Source organism: Streptomyces yangpuensis, assembly GCF_001005295.1.
In the GTDB taxonomy this organism is placed as follows: Bacteria; Actinomycetota; Actinomycetes; order Streptomycetales; family Streptomycetaceae; genus Streptomyces; species Streptomyces yangpuensis.
On sequence record NZ_LBMK01000001.1, the window covers coordinates 146,480 to 169,731 of the forward strand.

17 protein-coding genes and 3 tRNA genes are annotated in these 23,252 nt (G+C 72.6%); 16 read left to right on the forward strand and 4 right to left on the reverse strand.

Going from position 1 to position 23,252, the window contains the following annotated elements; all coding sequences use genetic code 11:
• The first annotated feature begins 53 nt into the window (after positions 1–53).
• The 4 genes from AAT21_RS00670 (at position 54) to AAT21_RS00685 (ending at position 3,961) form a co-directional block, all read left to right on the forward strand.
• The gene (locus AAT21_RS00670) at positions 54–1,574 is read left to right on the forward strand and encodes an alkaline phosphatase family protein (RefSeq protein ID WP_046774776.1); all 1,521 of its coding nucleotides are present in this window, start codon (positions 54–56) and stop codon (positions 1,572–1,574) included.
• Between the two features lie 133 nt (positions 1,575–1,707).
• Positions 1,708–2,487, forward strand: a complete 780-nt coding sequence (locus AAT21_RS00675; RefSeq protein ID WP_046774777.1) for an HAD-IIA family hydrolase — start codon at positions 1,708–1,710, stop codon at positions 2,485–2,487.
• A gap of 166 nt (positions 2,488–2,653) precedes the next feature.
• Positions 2,654–3,271, forward strand: coding sequence for a hypothetical protein (locus AAT21_RS00680; protein WP_046774778.1), 618 nt, complete (start codon positions 2,654–2,656; stop codon positions 3,269–3,271).
• A 15-nt stretch (positions 3,272–3,286) separates the two neighbouring features.
• Positions 3,287–3,961 (forward strand): class F sortase, encoded by a 675-nt coding sequence (locus tag AAT21_RS00685; protein WP_046774779.1) that lies wholly within the window; start codon positions 3,287–3,289, stop codon positions 3,959–3,961.
• A 78-nt stretch (positions 3,962–4,039) separates the two neighbouring features.
• On the opposite strand, the gene AAT21_RS00690 is transcribed toward AAT21_RS00685, so the two are convergent.
• Together AAT21_RS00690 and AAT21_RS00695 are read right to left on the reverse strand one after the other, a co-directional pair.
• A tRNA-Lys gene (locus AAT21_RS00690) sits at positions 4,040–4,113 on the reverse strand.
• A 5-nt stretch (positions 4,114–4,118) separates the two neighbouring features.
• Positions 4,119–4,192: transfer RNA gene (locus AAT21_RS00695), tRNA-Lys, on the reverse strand.
• 215 nt (positions 4,193–4,407) lie between these two features.
• On the opposite strand from AAT21_RS00695, the gene AAT21_RS00700 reads away from it, so the two are divergent.
• The 7 genes from AAT21_RS00700 (at position 4,408) to AAT21_RS00730 (ending at position 13,191) form a co-directional block, all read left to right on the forward strand.
• Positions 4,408–5,781: a peptidoglycan-binding protein gene (locus tag AAT21_RS00700; protein ID WP_046775484.1), complete on the forward strand. Its 1,374-nt coding sequence runs from the start codon at positions 4,408–4,410 to the stop codon at positions 5,779–5,781.
• 899 nt (positions 5,782–6,680) lie between these two features.
• Complete coding sequence (locus AAT21_RS00705; protein WP_235438637.1) at positions 6,681–8,303, forward strand: SPFH domain-containing protein; 1,623 nt, start codon at positions 6,681–6,683, stop codon at positions 8,301–8,303.
• Between the two features lie 180 nt (positions 8,304–8,483).
• Positions 8,484–9,077 carry a lytic polysaccharide monooxygenase auxiliary activity family 9 protein gene (locus AAT21_RS00710; RefSeq protein ID WP_046775486.1) on the forward strand — a complete coding sequence of 198 codons (594 nt, stop codon included), beginning with the start codon at positions 8,484–8,486 and terminating at the stop codon, positions 9,075–9,077.
• Positions 9,078–9,103: 26 nt separating this feature from the next.
• Positions 9,104–10,903, forward strand: coding sequence for an AMP-binding protein (locus tag AAT21_RS00715; RefSeq protein ID WP_079025369.1), 1,800 nt, complete (start codon positions 9,104–9,106; stop codon positions 10,901–10,903).
• A 244-nt stretch (positions 10,904–11,147) separates the two neighbouring features.
• Entirely contained in the window at positions 11,148–12,431 is a 1,284-nt protein-coding gene (locus tag AAT21_RS00720; RefSeq protein WP_046774780.1) for a sensor histidine kinase, read from the forward strand.
• Complete coding sequence (locus AAT21_RS00725; RefSeq protein ID WP_079025370.1) at positions 12,395–13,069, forward strand: LuxR C-terminal-related transcriptional regulator; 675 nt, start codon at positions 12,395–12,397, stop codon at positions 13,067–13,069. The genes AAT21_RS00720 and AAT21_RS00725 overlap by 37 nt, the downstream gene beginning before the upstream one ends.
• Before the next feature lie 48 nt (positions 13,070–13,117).
• Positions 13,118–13,191 (forward strand) — tRNA-Lys (locus tag AAT21_RS00730).
• 99 nt (positions 13,192–13,290) lie between these two features.
• Here AAT21_RS00730 and AAT21_RS00735 read toward each other — a convergent pair.
• Positions 13,291–14,049: an IclR family transcriptional regulator gene (locus AAT21_RS00735; protein ID WP_046774782.1), complete on the reverse strand. Its 759-nt coding sequence runs from the start codon at positions 14,047–14,049 to the stop codon at positions 13,291–13,293.
• Positions 14,050–14,299: 250 nt separating this feature from the next.
• Here AAT21_RS00735 and AAT21_RS00740 point away from each other — a divergent pair, with 250 nt between their 5' ends.
• From AAT21_RS00740 to AAT21_RS34290, 5 genes are all read left to right on the forward strand, one after another.
• Positions 14,300–15,475 (forward strand): LLM class flavin-dependent oxidoreductase, encoded by a 1,176-nt coding sequence (locus AAT21_RS00740; protein WP_079025371.1) that lies wholly within the window; start codon positions 14,300–14,302, stop codon positions 15,473–15,475.
• A 255-nt stretch (positions 15,476–15,730) separates the two neighbouring features.
• Positions 15,731–17,413 carry a glycosyl hydrolase family 18 protein gene (locus tag AAT21_RS00745; protein WP_046774783.1) on the forward strand — a complete coding sequence of 561 codons (1,683 nt, stop codon included), beginning with the start codon at positions 15,731–15,733 and terminating at the stop codon, positions 17,411–17,413.
• 157 nt (positions 17,414–17,570) lie between these two features.
• Positions 17,571–18,419, forward strand: coding sequence for a helix-turn-helix domain-containing protein (locus AAT21_RS00750; protein ID WP_046774784.1), 849 nt, complete (start codon positions 17,571–17,573; stop codon positions 18,417–18,419).
• On the forward strand, positions 18,379–18,639 hold the full coding sequence (locus AAT21_RS00755) for a DUF397 domain-containing protein (RefSeq protein WP_046774785.1): 261 nt from the start codon (positions 18,379–18,381) through the stop codon (positions 18,637–18,639). Before AAT21_RS00750 ends, AAT21_RS00755 begins: the two co-directional genes overlap by 41 nt.
• Positions 18,640–18,775: 136 nt before the next feature.
• Positions 18,776–21,025, forward strand: a complete 2,250-nt coding sequence (locus tag AAT21_RS34290) for a hemopexin repeat-containing protein (RefSeq protein WP_052757607.1) — start codon at positions 18,776–18,778, stop codon at positions 21,023–21,025.
• Positions 21,026–21,032: 7 nt separating this feature from the next.
• On the opposite strand, the gene AAT21_RS00770 is transcribed toward AAT21_RS34290, so the two are convergent.
• Entirely contained in the window at positions 21,033–22,934 is a 1,902-nt protein-coding gene (locus AAT21_RS00770) for a putative bifunctional diguanylate cyclase/phosphodiesterase (RefSeq protein ID WP_046774786.1), read from the reverse strand.
• Between the last annotated feature and the right edge of the window lie 318 nt (positions 22,935–23,252).

The following is a 23,252-nucleotide window of genomic DNA, read 5'->3' on the forward strand; positions in this document are numbered from 1 at the left end:
GGTGCACGCACGTCCCCAGCGCCTTCCTTCCACGATCACTCCCGGAGGAGTTCGTGTCCCCTGCCGTCCCCGCCGGACGCACCCTCGCCGTGGCCGTCACCGCCACCGCCCTGCTCGCCACCGCCCTCGGCGCCCACACCGCCACCGCCGCCCCGGCCGCCGTCACCGACAAGGTCCTCGTCATCGGTGTCGACGGCGCGGTCCTGGACCGCGTCAAGGCCGCCAACGCCCCCCACCTCAACGGCCTGATGGCCCAGGGTCTGACCGCCCGCAGCACCCTCTACGCGGGCCCGATGGCCGCCACCTCCTCGGGCCCCGGCTGGTCCACCGTCGCCACCGGGGTCTGGCCCGACAAGCACGGCGTGAAGGACAACTCCTTCATCGGCAAGAACTACACCGCTCACCCCGACTTCCTCACCCGCATCGAGAACGCCAAGCCCGCGCTCAACACGTACGCGGCCGCCGACTGGGAGCCCATCACCTCCACCGACCAGAACGGCCCGATCTTCTCCGCCAAGGTCGACAAGCGGCTCTCCCTCAAGGGCGACCGCGACGGCTACCGGGGCGAGGACCCGAAGGTGGCCGCCGCGGCTGCCACCGAACTGCGCACCCAGAACCCGGACGCCGCCTTCGTCTACCTCGGCGAGATCGACGCCGCCGGCCACTCCCACGGCGCCGCCAGTCAGCAGTACCTCGACGCCGTCGCCCGCGTCGACGCCCTGGTCGGCCAGCTCCTCACCGCCGTCCGGAACCGGCCGACGTACGGCCAGGAGAACTGGAAGATCCTGGTCACCACCGACCACGGCCACACCTCCAGTGGCGGCCACGGCGGCTCCAGCATCGCCGAGCGCGGCACCTTCGTCATCGCCAAGGGCGCCGGGATCCCCGCCGGTTCGGTCCGCGACGACGTCAAGCTCGCCGACGTGGCCGCGACCGCCCTCGCCCAGGTCGGCGTCGCCGCGCCCGGCATCGACGGTGTCGCGCTGGGCGCCCCGGACGCGGACCCCTTCGACACCGTACGCCCGAGCCTGCAGGCCCGGGTGGACGAGACGGGCATCCCCGCCGGGGTGAAGGGCTTCACGCGCACCCCGCCCGCCGGCTGGACCGTCGACAACTCCAGGATGGGCACGGGCGGTGTCACCGAATGGGCCGGCTGGTCCTTCGCGACCGACGAGTTCTGGACGCAGGCGCAGCGCGACCAGTGGCGCGAGCTGAACGTCCGCTCCCGTGACGTCTTCGCCGTCGCCGACTCCGACGAGTGGGACGACAAGACCCACACCGGCACCTTCGACTCCACCCTCGTCACCCCCAAGTGGCCGGTCGCGGGCGGCAGTACGCGCACCCTCGCCTTCCAGTCGCACTACCGCCACGAGGCCGGCCAGACCGCCCAGGTCCTGGTCTCCTACGACGGCGGCACCCCGACGGTGGTGAAGACCTACACCGCCGACGCCGTCGCCAGGGCCGAGTCCCTCGCCCTCCAGGTCCCCTCCGGCGCCACCGACATCCAGGTCCGCTTCCGCTACAGCGGCGACAACAACTGGTTCTGGGCCGTGGACAACGTGCGCCTGAGCTGACCGGCTGACCGCCGCCCCCGGAGTCCGGGCTGTGGACGGCAGGGACGTCCGCCGCCCGGCCCGGATAGGGTGGGCACAGGTGGTACAGACCAGAAGTCGAGGTCGCAGGTCAGCGAGAGCGGAGAGCAGTCCAGTGGCAGAGCGCAAGCCGATCGAATCGTGGCTCACCGACATGGACGGGGTCCTCATCCACGAGGGCACCCCGATCCCCGGCGCCGAGGCCTTCATCAAGCGGCTGCGCGAGTCCGGCAAGCCCTTCCTGGTGCTGACCAACAACTCCATCTACACCCCGCGCGACCTTCAGGCCCGCCTGGCCCGCATGGGACTGGACGTCCCCGTCGAGAACATCTGGACCTCCGCCCTGGCCACCGCGAAGTTCCTCGACGACCAGCGCCCGGGCGGCACCGCCTACGTCATCGGCGAGGCCGGTCTGACGACCGCTCTGCACGACATCGGCTACGTCCTCACCGACCACGAGCCGGACTACGTGGTGCTGGGCGAGACCCGGACGTACAGCTTCGAGGCCATGACCAAGGCGGTCCGCCTGATCAACGCCGGGGCGCGTTTCATCTGCACCAACCCCGACGAGACCGGCCCGTCGACCGAGGGCCCGCTCCCGGCCACCGGTGCCGTCGCCGCGCTGATCACGAAGGCGACCGGGAAGCAGCCGTACTTCGCGGGCAAGCCGAACCCGCTGATGATGCGCACCGGCCTCAACGCCATCGGCGCGCATTCGGAGACCAGCGCGATGATCGGCGACCGGATGGACACGGACGTGCTGGCCGGTCTGGAGGCGGGCATGCAGACCTTCCTCGTGCTGACCGGTCTGACCACCGAGCAGGACACCGAGAAGTTCCCCTACCGCCCGACCAAGACGGTCCCGTCGATCGCCGACCTGGTCGACCTGGTCTGACGGCGCTCGGCCGCTCGGCTGCTCGGGCGGCCGGATGGACGTGCGGGTGCGGGGCGCAGGGCCGTCCGGGCGTACCGCGTTCGGGGCGTACGGCTGACACGTACGGCGCCGCTCCGGATGCGGAGCGGCGTTCCGCGCGTGAATCTCCTTGTCGAGGAGGTTCACCATGCGCAGTGTTCCGATCGCTGTCCGCACCGCCGCCGTGGCCGCCGTCCTGGCGGCCTTCTCCGCGGTGACCGCGCCGACCGCCCTCGCGGGCGAGGAGGACCGCGGCCGCGGCAGCATCGCCGTCGACCCGAGCCCGGCCCACCCCGGAGCGCAGGTCAAGCTGCGCGTCCAGGGGTGTGACGGCAACCGGGGAGTGGCCAAGTCCTCCGTCTTCGTGGCGGACGCCGACCTCTACGGGCGCGACGGCGGTCGCCGCAGCCCGCTCTACGGCGACGCGATGATCAGCTCGCACGCCTCACCCGGCTGGCACGCCGTCCGGGTGTACTGCGACGGCGACGAGAAGTTCACCGGCTCCGTCCAGGTCTCCGCGCACCGCCACCCGTCCCACCACGCCTCGCCGGTCTGGCCGGTCCACGCGGGCGGCGGCGGCATGGCGGACCGCCCGGCGGACCGCCCGGCGCAGGCTCCCGGCCTGGTCACGGCGGCGAAGAAGGAGGACGGGTCCGACGGCCCGGGGATGCCGCACACGGTGATCGGCGCGGTGCTCGCCGCGGTGGCGACGCTGGCCGTGGCGGGCCGGGCGCTGACCCTGCGCCGCCGCCGAAGCGGTGAGTGAGGGGACGGGCGCCGCGTGAGCGAGTGGCGGACGGACGAGGCCGAGGCCTCCGCCGGGGGCCGGCTGCTGACCTTCGCCGCCTGGTCCGTCCTGGTGCTGGGCCTGTGGCTGTGGGGCCGTGAGCTGACCGTGGCGCCCGCCCCGCTCTCCGGACAGGCCGGCGGGGCGCTGAGCGCGGGGCTGCCCGCCGCGCACGCCCCTGTCGCCGGCTCCCTGCCGCAGCGCGTCGACGTGCCGTCCATAGGCATCCAGGCCCCGGTGGTGTCCCGGGGCCTGGACAAGGACGGTGCGATCGATCCGCCGCCGTACGACAGCCCGGGCACGGTGGGCTGGTGGGGGAAGGGCGTCCAGCCGGGGGCGGCGGGCACGGCACTGATGGTGGGGCACGTGGACACGCGGTCCAAGCCGGCGGTCTTCTACGGCCTGAGTTCGGCGCAGCCGGGTGACAAGGTGCGTGTGGTGCGGGCGGACGGTTCCGTCGCCGAGTTCACCATCGAGGACGTACGGGTCTACGAGCGCGCGGCCTTCGACGCGCACAAGGCCTACGGCCCGCGGGTCCGGGGCCGGGCCGAGCTGCGGCTGGTGACCTGCGGGGGCACCTACGACAAGGCGGCCAAGGAGTACTCGGCGAACGTGGTGGTCTCCGCCTACCTGACGGGTGTGGGAGTCCGCCCCGGTACATCGGTCTAGACCGTACGCTGCCCTCCGCCGACCCGGGGAACGAAGAAGCCCCTCACAGCTTTCACTGTGAGGGGCTTCCTCCGTCTGTGCGCCGCCAGGGACTCGAACCCCGGACCCGCTGATTAAGAGTCAGCTGCTCTAACCAACTGAGCTAGCGGCGCTTNTGTGCGCCGCCAGGGACTCGAACCCCGGACCCGCTGATTAAGAGTCAGCTGCTCTAACCAACTGAGCTAGCGGCGCTTGCTGACAGGGAAAACTCTACCCCCCCTCTGCGGGTGCTCGTGACCAGCCACGCCCGCCTTGTCCGATTAACCCATGTTTGAGGGGTTTATCGTGCACGATATGTCTGCGCCGACCGCATCTGATGCTTTATCAGGTGTGGCCCCGGTCGACCACCGGAACAGCAGGGGAGTGGACGGAACCGCATGACGATGCAGCCCCCGACGCGTGTGCAGATGCCGATGCCCGCTTTCGAGGAGTACGAGCCCGCGGGCGACTGCGTGTGCCGGGGATGCGCCCAGCGTCGCCGCGCCCTCGCCCGGGCCAGGGCCATACCGCTCCGGGACGGCGGCCACCCCGCCGCGCGCGGCGCGCGCCGGGCCCTGGTCCTGGCCACCGCCGCCGGAGTGGTCCTCGGCGGTGGCGGCGGGACCGCGGTGGCCCTGAGCGCACCGGCCGCCGGACCGGTGGCCCTCGACGACCCCGGCAGCCCGCAGGGCGGCCGCACCCCCCTGCACGGCCCCAAGGGCAAGCCCGGGGGCCCCGGCAGCCCCGGCAACCCAGGAGCCCCGGGCAAGCCGGGCGCCGTCAAGCGGATCGACCGCACGACGATCATCACCAGGGCGAAGCTGTGGCTGGACGCGCAGGTCCCGTACAGCATGTCGGCGTACTGGACGGACGGCTACCGGCAGGACTGCTCGGGCTACGTCTCCATGGCCTGGAACCTCGGCTCCAACGAGTGGACCGGCAGCCTCGACAAGTTCGCCACCAGGATCACGAAGGATGAGCTGCTGCCGGGGGACATGCTGCTCTTCCACAACCCGGCCGACCCCAACAACGGCTCGCACGTGGTCCTCTTCGGCGGCTGGGTCGACGCGACGCGCACGCACTACGTGGCCTACGAGCAGACGCGCCCCACGACGCGGAAGCTGGCCACGCCCTACGGGTACTGGGCCAACGCGGCGAAGTACGTCCCGTACCGGTTCAACGGGGTGACGGGCGGCATCGTCCCGGAGACCCCGGGCGCCGTACCCGCCCCCGAACCGCCGGCGGCGGGCCCCACCCCGGGCGACGCCGCCAAGGCCTTCCCCGGCGCGGACAAGTTCGCCCCGGGCGCCACCAACGACCACGTGGCCCAGCTGGGCCGGATGCTGATCGAGCGCGGCGCGTACCGCTTCTACCCCAAGGGGGTGGCCGACCGGACGTGGAGCGACCACGACAAGCTCGCCACCCAGGCCTTCCAGCGCGCGCAGGGCTGGACGGGCGCCGACGCCGACGGCGTCCCCGGCGCCCACACCTGGCGCCTGCTCGTCGACAAGCAGGGCAGGAACATCCCGCCGACGGTGGGTGCGGCGCCCGGCCCCGGCGGCGTACGGGCCTACCCGGGCCCCGCGGTGTTCCGCCCGGGCCAGTCCCACCCGGCCGTCGAGGCCCTCGGCCGGCAGCTGGTGAAGAAGGGCTTCGGCAAGTACTACACGTCCCGTCCGGGCCCCCGCTGGGGTGAGACCGACCGCCGCAACGTCGAGGCCTTCCAGCGTGCGCAGGGCTGGCGCGGGGCCGCGGCCAACGGCTACCCGGGCCCGGAAACCTGGCGCCGGCTGTTCGCATGACGGAGGTAACGATGTTTCCCACGCGCACCACCTGGACGACCGGCACCCTCCGCGTACCGGCCGCCGCCACCGCTGCCGCCGCGACCTCCTTCGGCTGGGCCACCACAACCCCGACCCTGTCCCTACGGATCCCCACCCCGCAGCCGGCTCCCGCGCCGACAACCCCCGCCGGGCCCGCCCCCGTAGGCCCGGTGCATGCCGGCGGGCCCGCCCCCGTAGGCCCGGTGCCCCCCGCCGGGCCCGAGCCTCGGGACCTGCTGCCCGTCGGCGGGACCGAGCCCCGGGAGACCGCCGCCGCGGCGGGTTCGGAGGCCCGCCCCGTCGGCGGGGCGGCGCCGTCGGCCGTGCCCGCCGCGCACCTTGCGCCCCGGGCGGCGGTACAGGAGGCCGTGCCCGCCTCCTTCCCGCCGCACTCCGTGCGGGAGCAGGACCCCGGGACGGCGTCCCCCTCCGCCCCGCCGGCCACGTACCCCCCACCCCGGGCGGCGGCGGGGGAGCCCGCACCGCAGTCCGCGTCCACGGGTCGGGATGCCGGGACCCCGGCCGCCCCGGCGGGGGGCGAGGGCGGCTGCGCATTGCGTGCGCCCCGCCCAGCGGCGGAAGGCGTCTCCGCGTCCGCGCACCGGCGGACGGCGGCGGAGCACGTCCCCACCCCCGGTCCCATGGCGGTGCCCGCCGGGCAGGCTTCGCCCCCGGCAGGGGGCGGGGACGGCCCCGTATCGCTTGCGCCCCGCGCGGCGGCGGAGGAGGACGTTCCCGTGCCTGTGCGCCGACGGGCGGCGGAGCACGTTCCCACCTCCGGTCCGGCAGCGGTGTCCGCACCGGACGCCGGGCCGGCCGGGCATGCTTCGCCTCCGGCGGCGGGTGCGGGACCCGCACCGCATGCGTGGCGTGCGGCGGTGGATGTCCCCGCCTCCGGCCCGGGGGCGGTGTTCGCACCGCAGTCCGCGCCCGTGGGCCGGGCGGCCGGGACCGTGGCCGCTCCGGCGGCCGTGCCCGCACCAGACGCCGCGCCCGTGCCTGCCGGGCAGGCTTCGCGTCCCGAGGACGGATCCGCGGCGCAGTCCGCGCCGGTGGAACGGGACGCCGGGGCCCTGCCCGCACCGGATGCCGTACCTGCGCCCGCCGGGCAGGCCTCGCACGCGACCGCGGCGGCGGAGGACGTGCCCGCAGGGCCGGGTTCGCGTCCCGAGGACGGATCCGCGCCGCAGTCCGCGACGGCGGCGCGGCGGGCCGGGGCCGAGGCGGTGGTGCCCGCCGCGCGGGAGGCGGCCGAGTCCGAGGCCCAGCCCGGGATCGGGGCCGGCGGGGCGAGTTTCGGCCGCCCCGGGCCCGGGGCGGCCGAGGTCGAGCAGGGCGGGGCGGAGCCGCCGTACGACGGGGCCGGCGGGGCCGGCCGGGCCGGCTCCGGGGTGCCCGGGCCCGGGGCGGCCGAGATCGTCGCCCGGGCGGTGGCGCGTGCCATGGACGAGGACGCCGCCGCCCCCCGCCGCGGGGCCGCCGTCACCGAGGTTCCGCTGCACCTACCGTTCCGTGCCGCGTCGACGGTCCCGCTGCCGGAGCGCGCGCCCGCGCCCGCCGCCGCACCCCGCCCCGTGCGGCCCGCCCCCGGCCGCCGCGTCCCCCGCGGGGACGACCGGCTCCGGGAGCACCGCGGCCCGGTGCTGCCCGGCTGGGTCGGCGTGGCCGTCGGCGGCCTCGCCCTGGCCGGCTGCACGGCAGTGCTCTGGCGGGCCGGGATCCTCCCCGCCCCGCTCCTCTCGGCCTTCGGCGCGGCCCCCCGCGCCTACCAGGGCCTGCGCGCCGTGCACTGGCCGCCGCTCGCCTTCCTCGGCATCGTCGCCCTCGTCGCGCTCGGTGGCCTCGGCCGGGCCCGTACCGGCCACGCCTGGGTGCTCACCCTCTTCGGCCGCTACCGCGGCACGGTCCGCCGTACCGGCCTGACCTGGGTCAGCCCCCTGCTGCTGCGCCGCCGGGTCGACGTACGGCTGCGCCACTGGCGCAGCGACCCGATGCCCGCCGTCGACTCCGGCGGGCTCGCCCTCCAGGTCGTCGTCCAGGTCGTCTGGCAGGTCAAGGACACCGCCCGGGCGACGCTCGCCGTCGCGGACCACACCCAGTACCTCGCCGAACAGGTCGAGTCGGCCATGGCCCGCGTGCTCTCCCAGCTCCCGGCGGACGCCTTCCACGAGGACGCCCCGACCCTGCGCGACGCCGAGGCCGTCGGCGACGCGCTGACCCGGATGCTGGCGGCGGAGACGGAGGCGGTCGGGATCGAGGTGTTCTCGGCCCAGCCGATCCGGATCGAGTACGCGGCCGAGGTCGCCGAGGCCATGCGCCGCCGCCGGGTCGCGGCGATCGACGCCAAGCACCGGGACGCCGTGCTGACCTCGGTGGTGGACGCCGTGGACGACACCGTCCACCGGCTGACCTCGCGCGGACTCGTCGAGCTCGACGACTACGAGCGCAAGGCCCTGGTGAAGGACCTCACGGTCGCCTTCTACACGGGACGCACCGACTAGCGGGACGCACATCACGACGGGAACGGGTGGCCGGAAAGGACCGGACCACCCGTTTTCCCGTTGGTATGGACATGGCCAACTCTCGTCAATAATCTGGGACTTGGTCTAGACCTGAATCCCCGCACGCGCGCGCTCGCCGAACTCCCCCCACGTTCAAGGAGCATCATGCGTATCGTCCGCATGCCCGGACGGGCCGGCGTCGCCGCGCTCGGCCTCGGCCTCGTCGCCGGAATCACCCTCGTCGGCGCCCCCAGCGCCAGCAGCCACGGCTACACCGACACCCCCATCAGCCGCCAGAAGCTCTGCGCCAACAAGACCGTGTCCGACTGTGGCGCGATCCAGTGGGAGCCGCAGAGCGTCGAGGGCTTCAAGGGCTTCCCGGCCGCCGGCCCCGCCGACGGCAGGATATGTTCCGGCGGCCTCCCGCAGTTCGCCGAGCTCGACAACCCGCGCGGCGGCGCCTGGCCCACCACCAAGGTGACCAGCGGCCAGAGCTACGGCTTCCGGTGGCAGTTCACCGCCAACCACTCCACCACCGACTTCAAGTACTACGTCACCAGGAACGGCTGGACCGGCACCAAGGCCCTCACCCGCGCCGACCTCGAACCCCAGCCCTTCCTCACCGTCGCCTACAACGGCGCCCGCCCCGCCATGACCACCGTCCACCAGGGCGCCATGCCCAGCGGCAAGACCGGCCGGCACCTGATCCTGGCGGTCTGGACCGTCAACGACACCCCGATGGCCTTCTACGCCTGCTCGGACGTTCAATTCTGACGATGCGTCAGCTACCCTCCGGCGGCATGCGGACGACGACGACAGCACCCGAAACCGTCGCGGAGCTCATGGCGTGCCAATGGGGCGACCACCGGCCCGGGCTGATGTACGAGGACGGCGAACGCCACCTCCTCACCCGCCACCGGACCGCCCAGGAGGCCGCCGCACGCGCCGCGCTCCTCGTCGACCTCATGCCCGCGGAGGCCGAGCCGCACCTCGGGGTCCTGCTCGACAACACCCCCGAGTTCCCGTTCTGGCTCGGCGCGGCGGCCCTCACCGGGGCCGCCGTCGCCGGGATCAACCCCACCCGGCGCGGCCCCGAACTCGCCCGCGACATCCTGCACACCGACTGCCGGCTCCTGATCACCGAGCCCGCCCGTCTGCCGCTGCTGCGCGGCCTCGACCTGCCCGGCGTACGCGTCCTGGTCACCGGCACCGAGGAGTACGAGGCCCTCCTCGCGCCCTACGCCGCCGCCAAGCCCGGCGAAGCCACCCTGAGCGCCACCGGCCCCGGCCGTGACTCCCGCCTCCTCCTCTACTTCACCTCCGGCTCCACCGGTGCCCCCAAGGCCGCCATCTGCAGCCAGGGCCGGCTCGCGGCCGCCGGAGCCTCGCTGGCCCGCCGGTTCTCCGTCGGCCCGGACGACGTCCACTACGTGTGCATGCCGCTCTTCCACGGCAACGCCGTCATCGCCGACTGGCTCCCGGCGCTCGTCGGCGGAGCCGCCGTGGCGCTGCGCCGCCGCTTCTCCGCCTCGGCGTTCCTGGACGACGTACAGGCCTACGGGGCCACGTACTTCACCTATGTCGGCCGGGCGATCCAGTACCTCCTCGCCACCGAGCCCCGCCCCGACGACCGCGACCACCGCCTGCGGCTCGGCTTCGGCACCGAGGCCGGGGCGGTGGACGCGGCACGCTTCGCGACACGTTTCGGCGTCCGCCTGGTGGAGGGCTACGGCGCCACCGAGGGCGGCGCCTCCGTCCAGCGCACCGCGGACACCCCGCCGGGCGCCCTGGGCCGGGCGGGCGCGGGCGACGACCTGGCGGTGATCGACCCGGATACGGGCGAGGAATGCCCGCCGGCCGTCCTGGACGCGGACGGCCGCCTCCTCAACGGCTCGGCCGCGATCGGCGAACTCGTCAACCGGGGCCGCAGCCTGTTCGAGGGCTACTGGCGCAACCCGGACGCCGAGGCCGAACGCACCCGGGACGGCTGGTACTGGACCGGAGACCTCTTCTTCCGGGACGCGGCCGGCTTCCTCTACTTCGCGGGCCGCACCGACGACCGGCTCCGCGTCGACAGCGAGAACCTCGCCGCGGCGGTGATCGAGAACATCCTGGCCCGCTGGCCCGACGCGACGGCGGTCGCCGTCTACGGCGTCCCGGACGAGGTGGCGGGCGACCAGGTGATGGCGGCCCTCTCCCTCCGGGACGGCGCGGTGTTCTCCCCGGAGGCGTTCGAGGACTTCCTCTCCCGCCAGCCGGACCTGGGCACGAAGATGGCCCCGCGCTACGTCCGCGTCGTGGCGCGGATGCCGGTCACCGCGACGAACAAGGTCCACCGGGTGGCGCTGCGCCGGGCCGGCTTCCGGTGCGAGGACCCGGTCTGGCACCGGTCCCCTGCCGGGGGCTACGCCGCCCTGACCCCGTCGGCCCTGGCCGCCCTCCTCGCCCGCTACGAGGCCCAGGGCCGCCTCGACCTCCTGCAGCACGAGACGTGCACCGCCGTTGCGGGGGCGCTGCCCCCGGGCCCCCGCGCCTCAAACGCCGGCGAGGCTGGATCAGCCAGCCCGGCGGCCACGAAATCCAGCCCCGCCGGCGATTGAGGCGCGGGTCCGGGCAGCGCCCGGGAAACGGAGAAAGGGCGGGGCGGGGAGAAGGCCCCGCGCAGCGGCCCACCGCAGGGGCAGGCTCCGCACAGCGGCACCACCGCGGCCGCGGCCGCAGGCGACGGCTCCGCGCAGCGGGGACCAGACCCGGCCGCCGGGCCCCGGGGTAGGGCCGGCCATACCCCCTGCCCGCCCCCTGGGCCCATGGCTGCGCCGGACGGCACCCGGCTAGCGTGCCCCCATGGACGACGCCCGCACCCCCTGGCAGGCACTGGCCCGCGGCCGGTACCTCCGCTCCGCCTGGCCCTGGCGCGCCGCCGGCTACCTCGCCGGCGGCGCCCTCACCGGCCCGCCGCTCCTCCTCGGCCTCGTCCTCCTCGCCACCGTCGGCGTCATCGCCTTCCCCCTCCTCGCCCTGCTCGGCCTCGCCGGGGTCCCGGCCGCCGCGCTCGAACGCCGCCGTCTGCGGATCGTCGACCCCGACCCCGCCCCCACCCCGCACCGCACACCCGCCGAGCCCGGCCTCCTCGCCTGGGCCCGGCTGCGCTACCGCGAGCCGGCCACCTGGCGGGAGCTCGCCCACACCGTCCTGCACGGGTTCCTGCTGTGGTGGGTCGACCTCGCCGCCCTCGTGGCCCTCCTAGGGCTGCCCCTCCTGCTGCTCACCACCCCGCTCCAGCTCGCCCTCGCCGCCGACGACGAGGTCAAGGTGCTCAAGCTCTGGCTGGTCACCTCCCACCCCGCCGCCCTCGCCTGCGCCGCCGCCGGGGCCGTGCTCCTGCCCGCCCTCCTCTATCCCCTCGGCGCCCTCGCCGGCGCCCGCGCCGCCCTCACCCGCGCCCTCCTCGCACCCCGCGAGCGCGAGCTCCGCACCCTGCTCACCGAGGTCACCCGCTCCCGTGCCCGGCTCGTCGACGCCTTCGAGGCCGAGCGCCGCCGGATCGAGCGCGACCTCCACGACGGAGCCCAGCAGCGGCTCGTCGCCCTCACCATGACCCTCGGCCTCGCCCGCCTCGACGCCCCGCCCGGCCCGCTCGCCGACCGGCTCGACACCGCCCACGCGGAGGCCGGCCGGGTCCTCGCGGAGCTGCGCGAGCTGATCCACGGCATCCACCCCCAGGTGCTCACCGACTACGGCCTCGCCGGCGCCCTCGCCGACGTCGCCGAGCGGTCCGCCGTCCCCGTCGCCACCGAGCTGTGCGCCGGCCTGCCCCGACTGCCCGAGTCCGTCGAGGCCGCCGCGTACTTCGGCGTCTGCGAGGCCCTCGCCAACATCGGCCGGCACAGCGGTGCCGGCCGGGCCGCCCTCACCGCCCGGCACACCGGCGGGGCGCTCCTGATCGACGTGACCGACGACGGCCGCGGCGGCGCCGATCCGGCCGCCGGTTCCGGACTGACCGGCCTCGCCGACCGGATCGCGGTCCTCGATGGCACACTGACGATCACCAGCCCGCCCGGCGGCCCGACCGTCCTGAGCCTGGAGATCCCGTGCCCGGTGAGCAGCCCCGAGAACAGCGCCCCTTGAAGATCGTCCTCGCCGAGGACGGGGTCCTGCTCCGCGAAGGGCTCGTCGGTCTGCTGACGCGTTTCGGCCACGAGGTGGCCGCCGCCGTCGGGGACGCGGACGCGCTCCGCACCGCCGTCGCCGACCACGCCCCGGACATCGTCGTGACCGACGTACGGATGCCCCCGGGCTTCGGTGACGAGGGGCTGCGCGCCGCCGTGGAGCTGCGGGCGGCCCGCCCCGCCCTGCCGGTCCTCGTGCTCAGCCAGTACGTGCAGCGTTCGTACGCGGCGGATCTGCTCGACTCCGGCGACGGCAGCGGCGTCGGCTACCTCCTCAAGGACCGGGTCGGCCATGTGGAGCAGTTCCTCGACGCGGTGGTCAGGGTGGCCGGCGGCGGTACCGTCGTCGATCCCGAGGTCGTACGCCAGCTGCTGCGCCGGCGGCGCGATCCGCTGGCCGCGCTGACCCCGCGCGAGCGGGAGGTGCTGGGCCTGGTCGCGGAGGGCCGGTCCAACGGCTCCATCGCCCGGGAGCTGGTGGTTTCCGAGGCGGCCGTCGGTAAACACATCGGGAACATCCTGGGAAAGCTGGACCTGCCGCCCGCCGAGGACACCCACCGCCGGGTGCTGGCGGTCCTCGCGTACCTCCGCGGGTAATGGTTTGGAGCACCCCTGAGGACCAGGTAGTATTTTCTCTGTCAGCAGGCGCCGCTAGCTCAGTTGGTTAGAGCAGCTGACTCTTAATCAGCGGGTCCGGGGTTCGAGTCCCTGGCGGCGCACCTGTCCTTCGGGTGGTTTCCGTTTCACCGGGAACCGCCCGAAGTGTTTTCCGGCCTCGCGTGCCCGTCGACGCTGCCGCTTTCCGGAGGCCGGGACCCTCAGAGCGTGAGCGACAGCAGCAGCGGTGCGGCCTTCCGGTTCAGGGTGTCGGCCGCGGCCCGCAGCCGGTGCGCGTGCTCGACCGGCATCGACAGCGCCAGGCAGCCGACCGAGGCGCCCGCCGTGATCGGGACCGCCGCGCAGACCGTGCCCACGGCGTACTCCTGCAGGTCCAGCATGGGGACGGTGGCGGGCTGCGCGTCCAGCTTCGAGAAGAGGATCCGCTCGTTCACGATGGTCTTCGACGTGAGCCGGGCGATCTTGTGCCGGGACAGGTGGTCGCGCCGCCCGTTCAGGTCGAGCTGTGTCAGCAGGCACTTGCCGACCGCGCTGGCGTGCGCGGCGGACCGGAAGTCGACCCACTCGTGGACCTTCGGGGTGCGGGGACTGTCCGCGAACTGCGTGATCCTGACCTCGCCGTCCACGTACCGGCTGATGTAGACGGCCGCGCCGACCGAGTCGCGCAGCCGGTCGAGGGTCTCCTGGAGCTTGTCGGTCAGGGCCTGCTGGCGGTCGGTGCCGGACCCCAGCAGGACCAGCGAATCCCCTATGGCATACGCACCGTCCGCCACCTGCAGGACGTATCCCTCCCGGCGCAGCATGAGCAGCATCGGGGCGAGATGGACTGCGGGCAGGCCGGTCTCACGCGCGATCTGCACCTCGGTCACACCACCGGTGTGCCGTGCGATCGTTTCGAGTACGCGCAGTGCGTACTGCACCGAGTGGAACGGCGCGGTCGGCTCGGGCTTCAGCGCCACGGTTTCCCCCTAGCAGGTTGTTACCGCTTGCCCTACCACGATAGCCATCAAGAGGCCCATGTGGAGCGCCTGTTGGGGAGATTGATGGCGCGATCACGACTATCTGCCTGGACCTACGCCATTGGCATATGCCAGAGGCATGGGCGCGTCGCGCCGCGCGGGGAATGTCCGGCGCCCCTCCACGGTTCGAGTTCTTCGTACGGTGTCGCACGGGCGTCGTGCGGACGTGGACAAGGGGACGGGAGCGACGATGAGTGACACCGGGGACGCGAACGGCGCGGCGGACGGACTGCCCGACGGCGGCGCCGGCGACCGGGCGAGCGGCCGGGCCGGCGGCGCGCACGGGGACCGCGACGGCATACGGGGCACCGCACACGGCCGGGCACCCGTACCGCTCTCCGTCCTGGACCTCGTCACCGTCGGCGCCGGCAGCACCGCGCACGACTCCCTGCGCACCAGTGTGGCCATCGCCCGCCTGGCCGAATCCCGCGGCTACCACCGCCACTGGGTCGCCGAGCACCACTCCATGCCCGGCGTCGCCAGCTCCTCCCCGGCCGTGATCCTGGCCCACCTCGCCGCGCACACCTCCCGTATCCGGCTCGGATCCGGCGGCGTGATGCTGCCCAACCACGCCCCGCTCGCCGTCGCCGAGCAGTTCGGCACCCTGGAGGCGCTCGCCCCGGGCCGCATCGACCTCGGTCTCGGCCGGGCCCCCGGCTCCGACGGCCGCACCGCCGCCGCCCTGCGCGGGCCCGGACGCCTCGAAGAGGGCGCGGACGACTTCCCGCGCCGGCTCACGGAGCTCACCCGCTTCCTCGACGACGACTTCCCGGACGGGCACCCCTACGCCCGCGTGCACGCCGTACCGGGTCCGGTGCAGGGCCCGGCCGGGCGGCCGCCGCTGTGGCTGCTCGGCTCCTCCGGCTTCAGCGCGCGGCTCGCCGGCGAGCTCGGCCTGCCCTTCGCCTACGCCCACCACTTCTCCGCGGCCGGCACCCTGCCCGCGCTCGACCTCTACCGCAGCAGCTTCCGGCCCTCGGCCGTCCTGGACGCCCCCTACGCCGTCATCGGGGTCTCGGCGCTCGCCGCCGACACCGACGCGGAGGCCCGCGCCCAGGTGGCCACGGGCGCGCTGTCGATGCTGCGGCTGCGCACCGGACGTCCGGGGCTGGTGCCCACGCCCGAGGAGGCGGCGGCGTACCCCTACACCGCGCTGGAGCGGGAGTTCGTCGACGGCTGGCTCGCCAACATCGTCCACGGCACCCCCGACGCGGTCGCCGACGGGCTCGACGCCCTCGCCGAGCGGACCGGCGCGGACGAGCTGATGCTGACCGCCAACGCCCACAGCGGGGCCGCCCGACTGCGTTCGTACGGACTGATCGCAGATGCGTACGGCATGCCCGCGGCGGCGACCGGGGCCAACTGAACGCGCGAGAACGGGGTTTGGCTGGTTCATTGCCAAAACCTTGCGAGAGCGTGTCTCAAGGGAACCTTAAACCGCTCGTCACCCGGGGTGGCGAGCGGTTTCTGATGTGCGCTCAGGTCTCTGACTTGGGGAAATGGCGCGTGAGTGGTCTAGTCCTTCTTTGGTCCGAACCATTGACGCGGGGCTGGAGTGATCGCTATCACTTCTCTCACCCGAACCTCCCGCTCTCTCCTCCCAGCCCCCCGGAGGCAGTTCATGCACATCCGTAAACCCCTCGTCGCGGCCGCCGCCACGGCCGCGCTGGCAGCCGGAGCGCTTGCCTCCTTCGCCGGCCTCGGCACGGCCCAGGCCGCCGACGCCGCGACCGGAGCGGCGGCGGGCGGCGTCCGCATCGCCTACTACGACCAGTGGAGCGTGTACGGGAACGCCTTCTACCCCAAGCACCTCGACACGCGGGGCATAGCGGGCAAGCTCGACGTGCTGAACTACTCGTTCGGCAACATCCACCCCACCGAGCTCACCTGTTTCGAGGCCAACAAGGCGGCCGGCGACGACAACAACCCCAACGCCGGTGACGGTGCGGGCGACAGCTACGCCGACTACCAGAAGTCCTTCAGCGCGGCCGACAGCGTGGACGGCGTCGCCGATACCTGGAACCAGCCGATCGTGGGCGTCTTCAACCAGTTCAAGGAACTGAAGGCCAAGTACCCCCACCTGAAGATCAACATCTCGCTGGGCGGCTGGACCTACTCCAAGTACTTCCACGACGCGGCCAAGACCGACGCCTCCCGCAAGAAGTTCGTCGCCTCCTGCATCAAGCAGTACATCAAGGGCGACCTCCCGGTGGAGGGCGGCTTCGGCGGCGCCGGCACCGCGGCCGGCATCTTCGACGGCATCGACATCGACTGGGAGTACCCGGGCTCCTCCGGCGGCCACCTGGGCAACCACTACGGCCCCGAGGACAAGCAGAACTTCACGCTGCTGCTCCAGGAGTTCCGCAAGCAGCTCGACGCCGAGGGCGCGGCCAACGGCGGCAAGAAGTACCTGCTGACCGCGGCCCTCCCGGCCGGCCAGGACAAGATCAAGTACATCGAGACCGACAAGATCGGCCAGTACTTGGACTACGCCAACATCATGACCTACGACATGCACGGCGCCTGGGACGGCGACGGGCCCACCTACCACCAGTCCCCGCTGTACCCGTCCGCGGCCGACCCGACCGACCCGATCGCACCGGGCGCCGAGAAGTACAGCATCGACAACGCCATCGACTCCTGGATCGACGGCAACCCGGCCTACGGCATCACCGGCGGCTTCCCCGCCAACAAGCTGACCCTGGGCTACGAGTTCTACTACCGCGGCTGGAAGGGCGTCCCGGCCGGCACCACCAACGGCCTCGCCCAGACCGCGACCGGCGGCTCCGCCGCGCGTCCGCTCAGCCAGCAGGCGGGCATCGCGCACTACAAGGAGCTCGGCGGCATCGTCGACAACCCGTCGACCACCTTCTGGGACGACCAGTCGAAGTCCTCGTACTTCTACAAGGACGGCGAGTTCTTCACCGGCCTGAACCAGAAGTCCATCCAGGCCCGGGTGGACTACGGCAAGCAGCGGGGTCTGGCGGGCGCGATGATGTACTCCCTGCTCGGCCTGGACAACAACGCCACGCTGCTGGGCCAGATCTCGGACGCCCTGGGCGGCACCACGCAGCCGCCGGTCACCACGCCGCCCACCACCACGCCGCCGACGACGACCCCGCCGACCACGCAGCCTCCGACCGGCTGCGGCTCCACCCCGGCCTACGTCGCGGGCACCGTCTACACCGCGGGCAACGAGGTCGCCCACAACGGCCGCAAGTACAAGGCCCAGTGGTGGACGCAGAACGAGACGCCGGGCACCACCGGTGAATGGGGTGTCTGGAAGGACCTCGGCGCCTGCTGATCTCCCCCCACCCCGCGCCGAGCGACGCCCCCGCCCCGTCCCCTCTCCCGGGGGCGGGGCGGAGGTGTGTCACATGGTTGCCGGATCCGGCCACCCTTCCGTAGCGGGATCGCTACGCTCGGCCACAAGCCCGTTTCCCGCTTGGGGGTGCCGTTTCATGGTCCAGGCCCGCGACATCGATCCCAGCGCCTCGCCGCTGGACTACTACAGCTACGAGCTGCGTCGGCTGAGAGAAGAGGCGGGCCTCAAGCAGTCACAGCTCGGCGCGATCATCTTCTGCACGGGCTCCCTGATCGGCATGATCGAGAACGGCCGCCGCGTCCCGACCCGTGACTTCTCGGAACGGGTGGATGCGGCCCTGGGTACGGGAGGGGTGTTTTCCCGCCTGGTGGGGCTTGTCCTGCGGAGTGTTCTCCCGAGCTGGTTCCAGCCGTACGCGGAGATGGAGGCGCGTGCGGCGTTCATCTCCACCTATCAGTGCCAGCTGGTGTACGGACTGCTGCAGACGGAGGAGTACGCGCGGGCCGTCCTGGGGGTCGAGAAACCCGGCACGCTCGACACCTCTGTGGCGGCCCGCATGGACCGGCAACGCGTACTCGCCCGCGACAACCCACCGGTGCTGTGGGTGGTCCTGGACGAGGCGACGCTCCACCGGGAGATCGGCAGCCGTGAGGTCATGCGCGACCAGCTCGCCCACCTGCTGAGCCTCCAAGACCGGCCGTGGCTGGAAATCCAGGTGCTGCCCTTCAGTGTGGGCCAGCACGCAGGGATGATGGGCTCGTTCAATCTTCTGCGGTTCGAGGGCGACCCGGACATTCACTACAGCGAGAGCTATGACGGTGGGCACATGACCGCCAACCAGCAAGTGATCAAGGAGCGTTCACTCGGTTACGCTCGCTTGCAGGCCGAGGCCCTCTCTCCCCGGGCGTCGGCAGAGCTGATCGCTCGCGTAATGGAGGAACGCTATGGGAAGCAGCAGGAACCTGACGGGCGCGCTGTGGCGTAAGTCGTCCTACAGCGGTTCCAGCGGTGGTGACTGCGTCGAATGCGCACCCCTCGGCAGCGCCGCCTGGCGCAAGGCTTCGTACAGCGGGAACACCGGCGGCGACTGCGTCGAGGTGGCGGCGCAGCCCTGTCGGGTCGCCGTGCGGGACTCCAAGAATCCCGACGGGCCCGTGTTCACCGTCGGGACGGCGGCCTTCGCCGCCTTCGTCCGGAGTCTCTGAGGCAACGCCCGGCAGCCCTGGGATGCGGGGCGGTCGGGAGTGGTCGACGCTGGAAGAGCGGGCCTGTGGATCCTTTGTGGACTTCTACCGTTCAGCGCTCGCTCTTCCTCTCTCCCCTCGCGTGAGGAGTCGACCCATGCGCGACGACTTCCGTTTGGCGATCCGCGGAGCCCCTACCTACAGCCGGGGCGAACCGGTGTCCTTCACCTTCGAGCTGGAGAACGTGGGCGACAGGGACTACAGGCTGCTCGTCTGGAACACCCCGCTCGAACGTGAAGTCTTCAACTTCCTTGAGGTCCGGTACGGGGACGAGGTCGTTCCCTACGACGGGCGGATGGTCAGCCGCACAGATCCCGATGCCGACTCCTACCGCACCCTCCACGTCGGCGAGACCATCGTCGAAGAGCTCGACATATCGGAGTCGTACGCGCTGGACGAGCCCGGCGCGTACGAGGTCACCCTGCTGGTGCGGTTCGCCGACGTCATCCCCGTCGTCGGGACCGAGGCCATCACCGCACGCCCCCGGCACGAGCACCAGGGACTCACTCTCGGCCCGGTCGGTACGTCCTTCGAACTCCTGCCGGACGGCCCCCCTCGTTCGACGGCGGGAGAGCGGGCGCGCAGCGAGCAGCCGAGGGACGGCGCCCGGCGGATCGTGATCGACCCGGACACGGAACGGCCGTCGGCCCTGCTGCGGGACCTCCCCCTGCCCCCGGGGTTCGCCGAGGTGTTCGCCGCACACGACAACGCGTGCGCCTGGCTGGATGCGTCCATCGCCGAGCTGGACAGCTGGAGCGGCCGGACGGACAACGCCCTCTACAGGGAATGGTTCGGGGCGGACAGCGCTTCCCGCTACAAGACCGTGCGGGACCGCATGGCCGGGACCCGTGCCTGGATGAACAGGCGGATCACCTACGACCTCAGCCCGCCGAGCTGCGGAGCCAACACCACCAATTACACCCACCTCGGATCGGACACCGTCTACGTCTGTCCGGCCTTCTACGGGATGCCGGCAACCGGTACCGATTCACGGTTCGGCGCCATCGTCCACGAGTGGAGCCACGCGGCCACGAACGTCGACACCGACGACATCGTCTACGGCCTGCCGGCCTCGCGCGCCCTCGCGATCAGCAACCCGGACAAGGCGGCGAAGAACGCAGACAACTACAGCTCCTTCGTCGAAACGCTCAGCCTCCGCATGCTGACCGCGCCCGTTTTCTGGCCCAACGGCAAGGTGTACGTGTTCGCGGGCGGTCAGTACTACCGGCTCGACCCCGGCACCCGACGCGTCGACCCCGGCTACCCGCTGCCCATCAACCCGAACTGGCCCGGTCTGTGGAGCGACCGGGTCGACGCGGGTGTGGTGTGGCCCAACGGCAAGGCGTACTTCTTCCGTGACGGCCAGTACATGCGCTACGACATCGCGACCGACAAGGTGGACGCGGGCTACCCGCTGCCCACCGCACAGTACTGGCCCGGCTTGTGGGGCGACCGGATCGACGCCGGGATCGTCTGGAACAACGGCAAGGCGTACTTCTTCCGCGACGACCAGTACATGCGTTACGACATCGCAGCCGACAAGGTGGACCCCGGATACCCCAAGCCGATCGCCGGCAACTGGCCCGGCCTGTGGGGCGACGGCATCCAGGGCGCCGTGATGTGGAACGACGGCAAGGCGTACCTGATGCGCGGCTGGCAGTACGTCGGCTATGACGTCACGGCGGACCGGGTCGCCCCGGCCTATCCCCGGGCGATCGGCGAGAACTGGCCCGGACTCTGGAGCGGCGGAGGCATCGACGCGGCGATCATGTACAACAACGGCAACGCCTACTTCATGCGCGGCACCCTCTACAGGGGCTACGACATCGCGGAGGACCGGGTTGTCGACCCCGCCTACGTACTGACCATCGCCGGGAACTGGCCGGGCCTGTGGGACACCGTGGATTCCGGCATCCCGTGGCCCAACGGCAAGGTGTACTTCTTCCGCGACGGCCAGTACATGCGCTGGGACGTCGCGGCCAACCGGGTGGACCCCGGTTACCCGAAGCCGATCGCCGGGAATTGGCCCGGACTCTGGAGCGACCGGATCGATGCCGCCGTCCTGTGGCCCAACGGCAAGGCGTACTTCTTCCGCGGCAACCAGTACATGCGGTATGACGTGGCCGCCGACCGGGTGGACCCCGGCTACCCGCTGCCGATCAACCCGTACTGGCCCGGCCTGTGGGGCGACGGGGTCGATGCCGGGATCGTGTGGAACAACGGCAAGGCGTACTTCTTCAAGGGCGCCCAGTACATGCGGTACGACATCGCCGCCGACCGTGTCGATGACGGCTACCCGCTGCCCATCGGGTCGAACTGGCCGGGCCTGCCGGGCCGCAGCGGATAGGCGCTGCTCAGACCAGCGGGTGCGGCGCCGGCTCGTCGGGCTGGGAGGGGGCCGGAGCGGACACCGGATCCGGCGCCGCCGCCTCCACACGGCGCCCGATCATGCGGGCGATCACGTCCGGGGCCACCGCGCGGGAGTACAGCCAGCCCTGGCCCGTGTCGCAGCCGACGCGCCGCAGCCGGGCCGCCTGCCCCGCCGTCTCCACGCATTCCGCGGTCACGGTGAGGCCGAGCCGGTGTGCGAGCTGCACCAGGGCCTCCACGATGGTCTCGTCGGCCGGGTTCGGGTGCGCGCCCTCGTCGTAGCGGAAGCCCCGGACGAACGAGCCGTCCAGCTTCAGCACCGAGACCGGCAGCCGGCTGAGGTAGGCCAGGTTCGAATAGCCGGTGCCGAAGTCGTCGATGGCGATACGGACGCCCATGTCGCTCAGCGCCTGCAGGGCCTGCAACGGCCGGCCGGCCGAGCCCATCACCGCCGATTCGGTCAGCTCCAGCTGCAGCAGCTGCGGCGCCAGGCCCGTCTCGGCGAGGATCTCCGCGACGTCGCCCACCAGGTCGGAGTCCCACACCTGCCGGACGGCGACGTTGACGGACACGAAGACCGGGGTGTCGCTGGGCTGTTCGATCTGCCAGCGCCGCGCCTGCCGGCACGCCGTCCGCAGCACCCACTGCCCCAGCTGGACGATGGAGCCGTCCTCCTCGGCGATACCGATGAACCGATTCGGCGTGAGCGTGCCGAACTGCGGGTGGTTCCAGCGCACCAGCGCCTCGACCCCGCGCAGCGCGCCGCTCTCCAGGTCCACCAGCGGCTGGTACTCCAGCGCGAACTCGTCCCGCTCCACGGCCGGCCGCAGTGTCGAGGACAGCGCCTGCCGGGTCATGCGGTGCGCGTTGCGTTCCGGGTCGAAGAGGGTCCAGCGGGCCTTGCCGTCCGCCTTGGCCCAGTACAGGGTGGTGTCGGCGGCCTGCATCAGCCCGGTCGCCGAGGTCCCGTCCGTGGCCCGCTCCACCACGCCGATGGACGCCGAGACCGACAGCCGCTGCCCGGCCAGGTCGAACGGCTCCTGTACGGCGGCCAGGACGTTGCGGGCCAGGTCCGCGAGCTGTTCGGTACCGGTGGAGTCCTCCACGAGCAGGGCGAACTCGTCGCCGCCGAGCCGTGCGACCAGGTGCCCGCCCCGGCGCCCGTAGCCGGACTGGTCGGCACACTGGGTCAGCCGGGAGGCGACGGCCGTCAGCAGCCGGTCGCCGACGCGGTGTCCGAGGGTGTCGTTGACGGCCTTGAAGCCGTCGAGGTCCAGGTAGCACAGGCCGATCCGGCCGGTGCCGCCGCCGTGGTCGTAGGAGGACGCCTCCAGGGCGGCGGAGAGCCGTTCGAAGAACAGCGCGCGGTTGGGCAGCCGCGTGACCGGGTCGTGCATCTGGAGGTGCCGCAGCCGGGCCTGGAGGTCGCGCCGGTCGCTGATGTCGGAGACGGACAGCAGGACGTTCCCGGTGCCCGGAACCGGCCCCAGGGTCACCTCGGTCCACAGCGAGTGCCCGTCGGGGTGCTTGAGGCGGCGGGTGCAGCGCAGCCGGGCCTGCCGCCCGCGCAGGACCTCCTGGTACGCGGCCCAGGTGCGGGCCTCCGCGGCCAGGTCCACCAGGTCGGCGGCGCAGCGGTGGACGAGGGCGTGCGGTTCGCTGCCGAGCAGGCCGGCGAATGCCTGATTGGCCGTGACGACGTAGCCTTCGCGGTCCACGACCGCCATGGCGAGGTGCGCCGCGTTGAAGGCGGCCCGGTAGTCGCGCAGCTCGGACTCGGCGCGATGGGACACCGACGGCACCGACGGCACTGCCTGGTGACGCTCCGTAATGGCCGATCGGATGCTGTCGGCCGCCGAACCGGTTCCTTCTGAGGTTCCGCTCACCGTTGGCCCCGCAGTGTTCGTGAGTGTCCGTGCAGGAAAGTGTGCCGATCATAGAGGCTGCCGGGAGGCCCTATCCAGCGGCGTCACCGGTTGAGACGCGGAGGTTCGGCATGATGACGGATCGTCGGACCATGATCGCGTGATCGTTTCTGCGCGGCTCTGAACGGGACGCGGCCCCCGCTGATCCCGGGTGATCGGTCGTGACGTTCTGTAGGCAACCGCGTGAACCTCGGGGGTCACCGGCTTGCCGCACCCCTCACTCGTGTGGGGCAGCGGAACAGGGCATTAGTAAGACAATCGCCTCAAGGTGGCTAAACA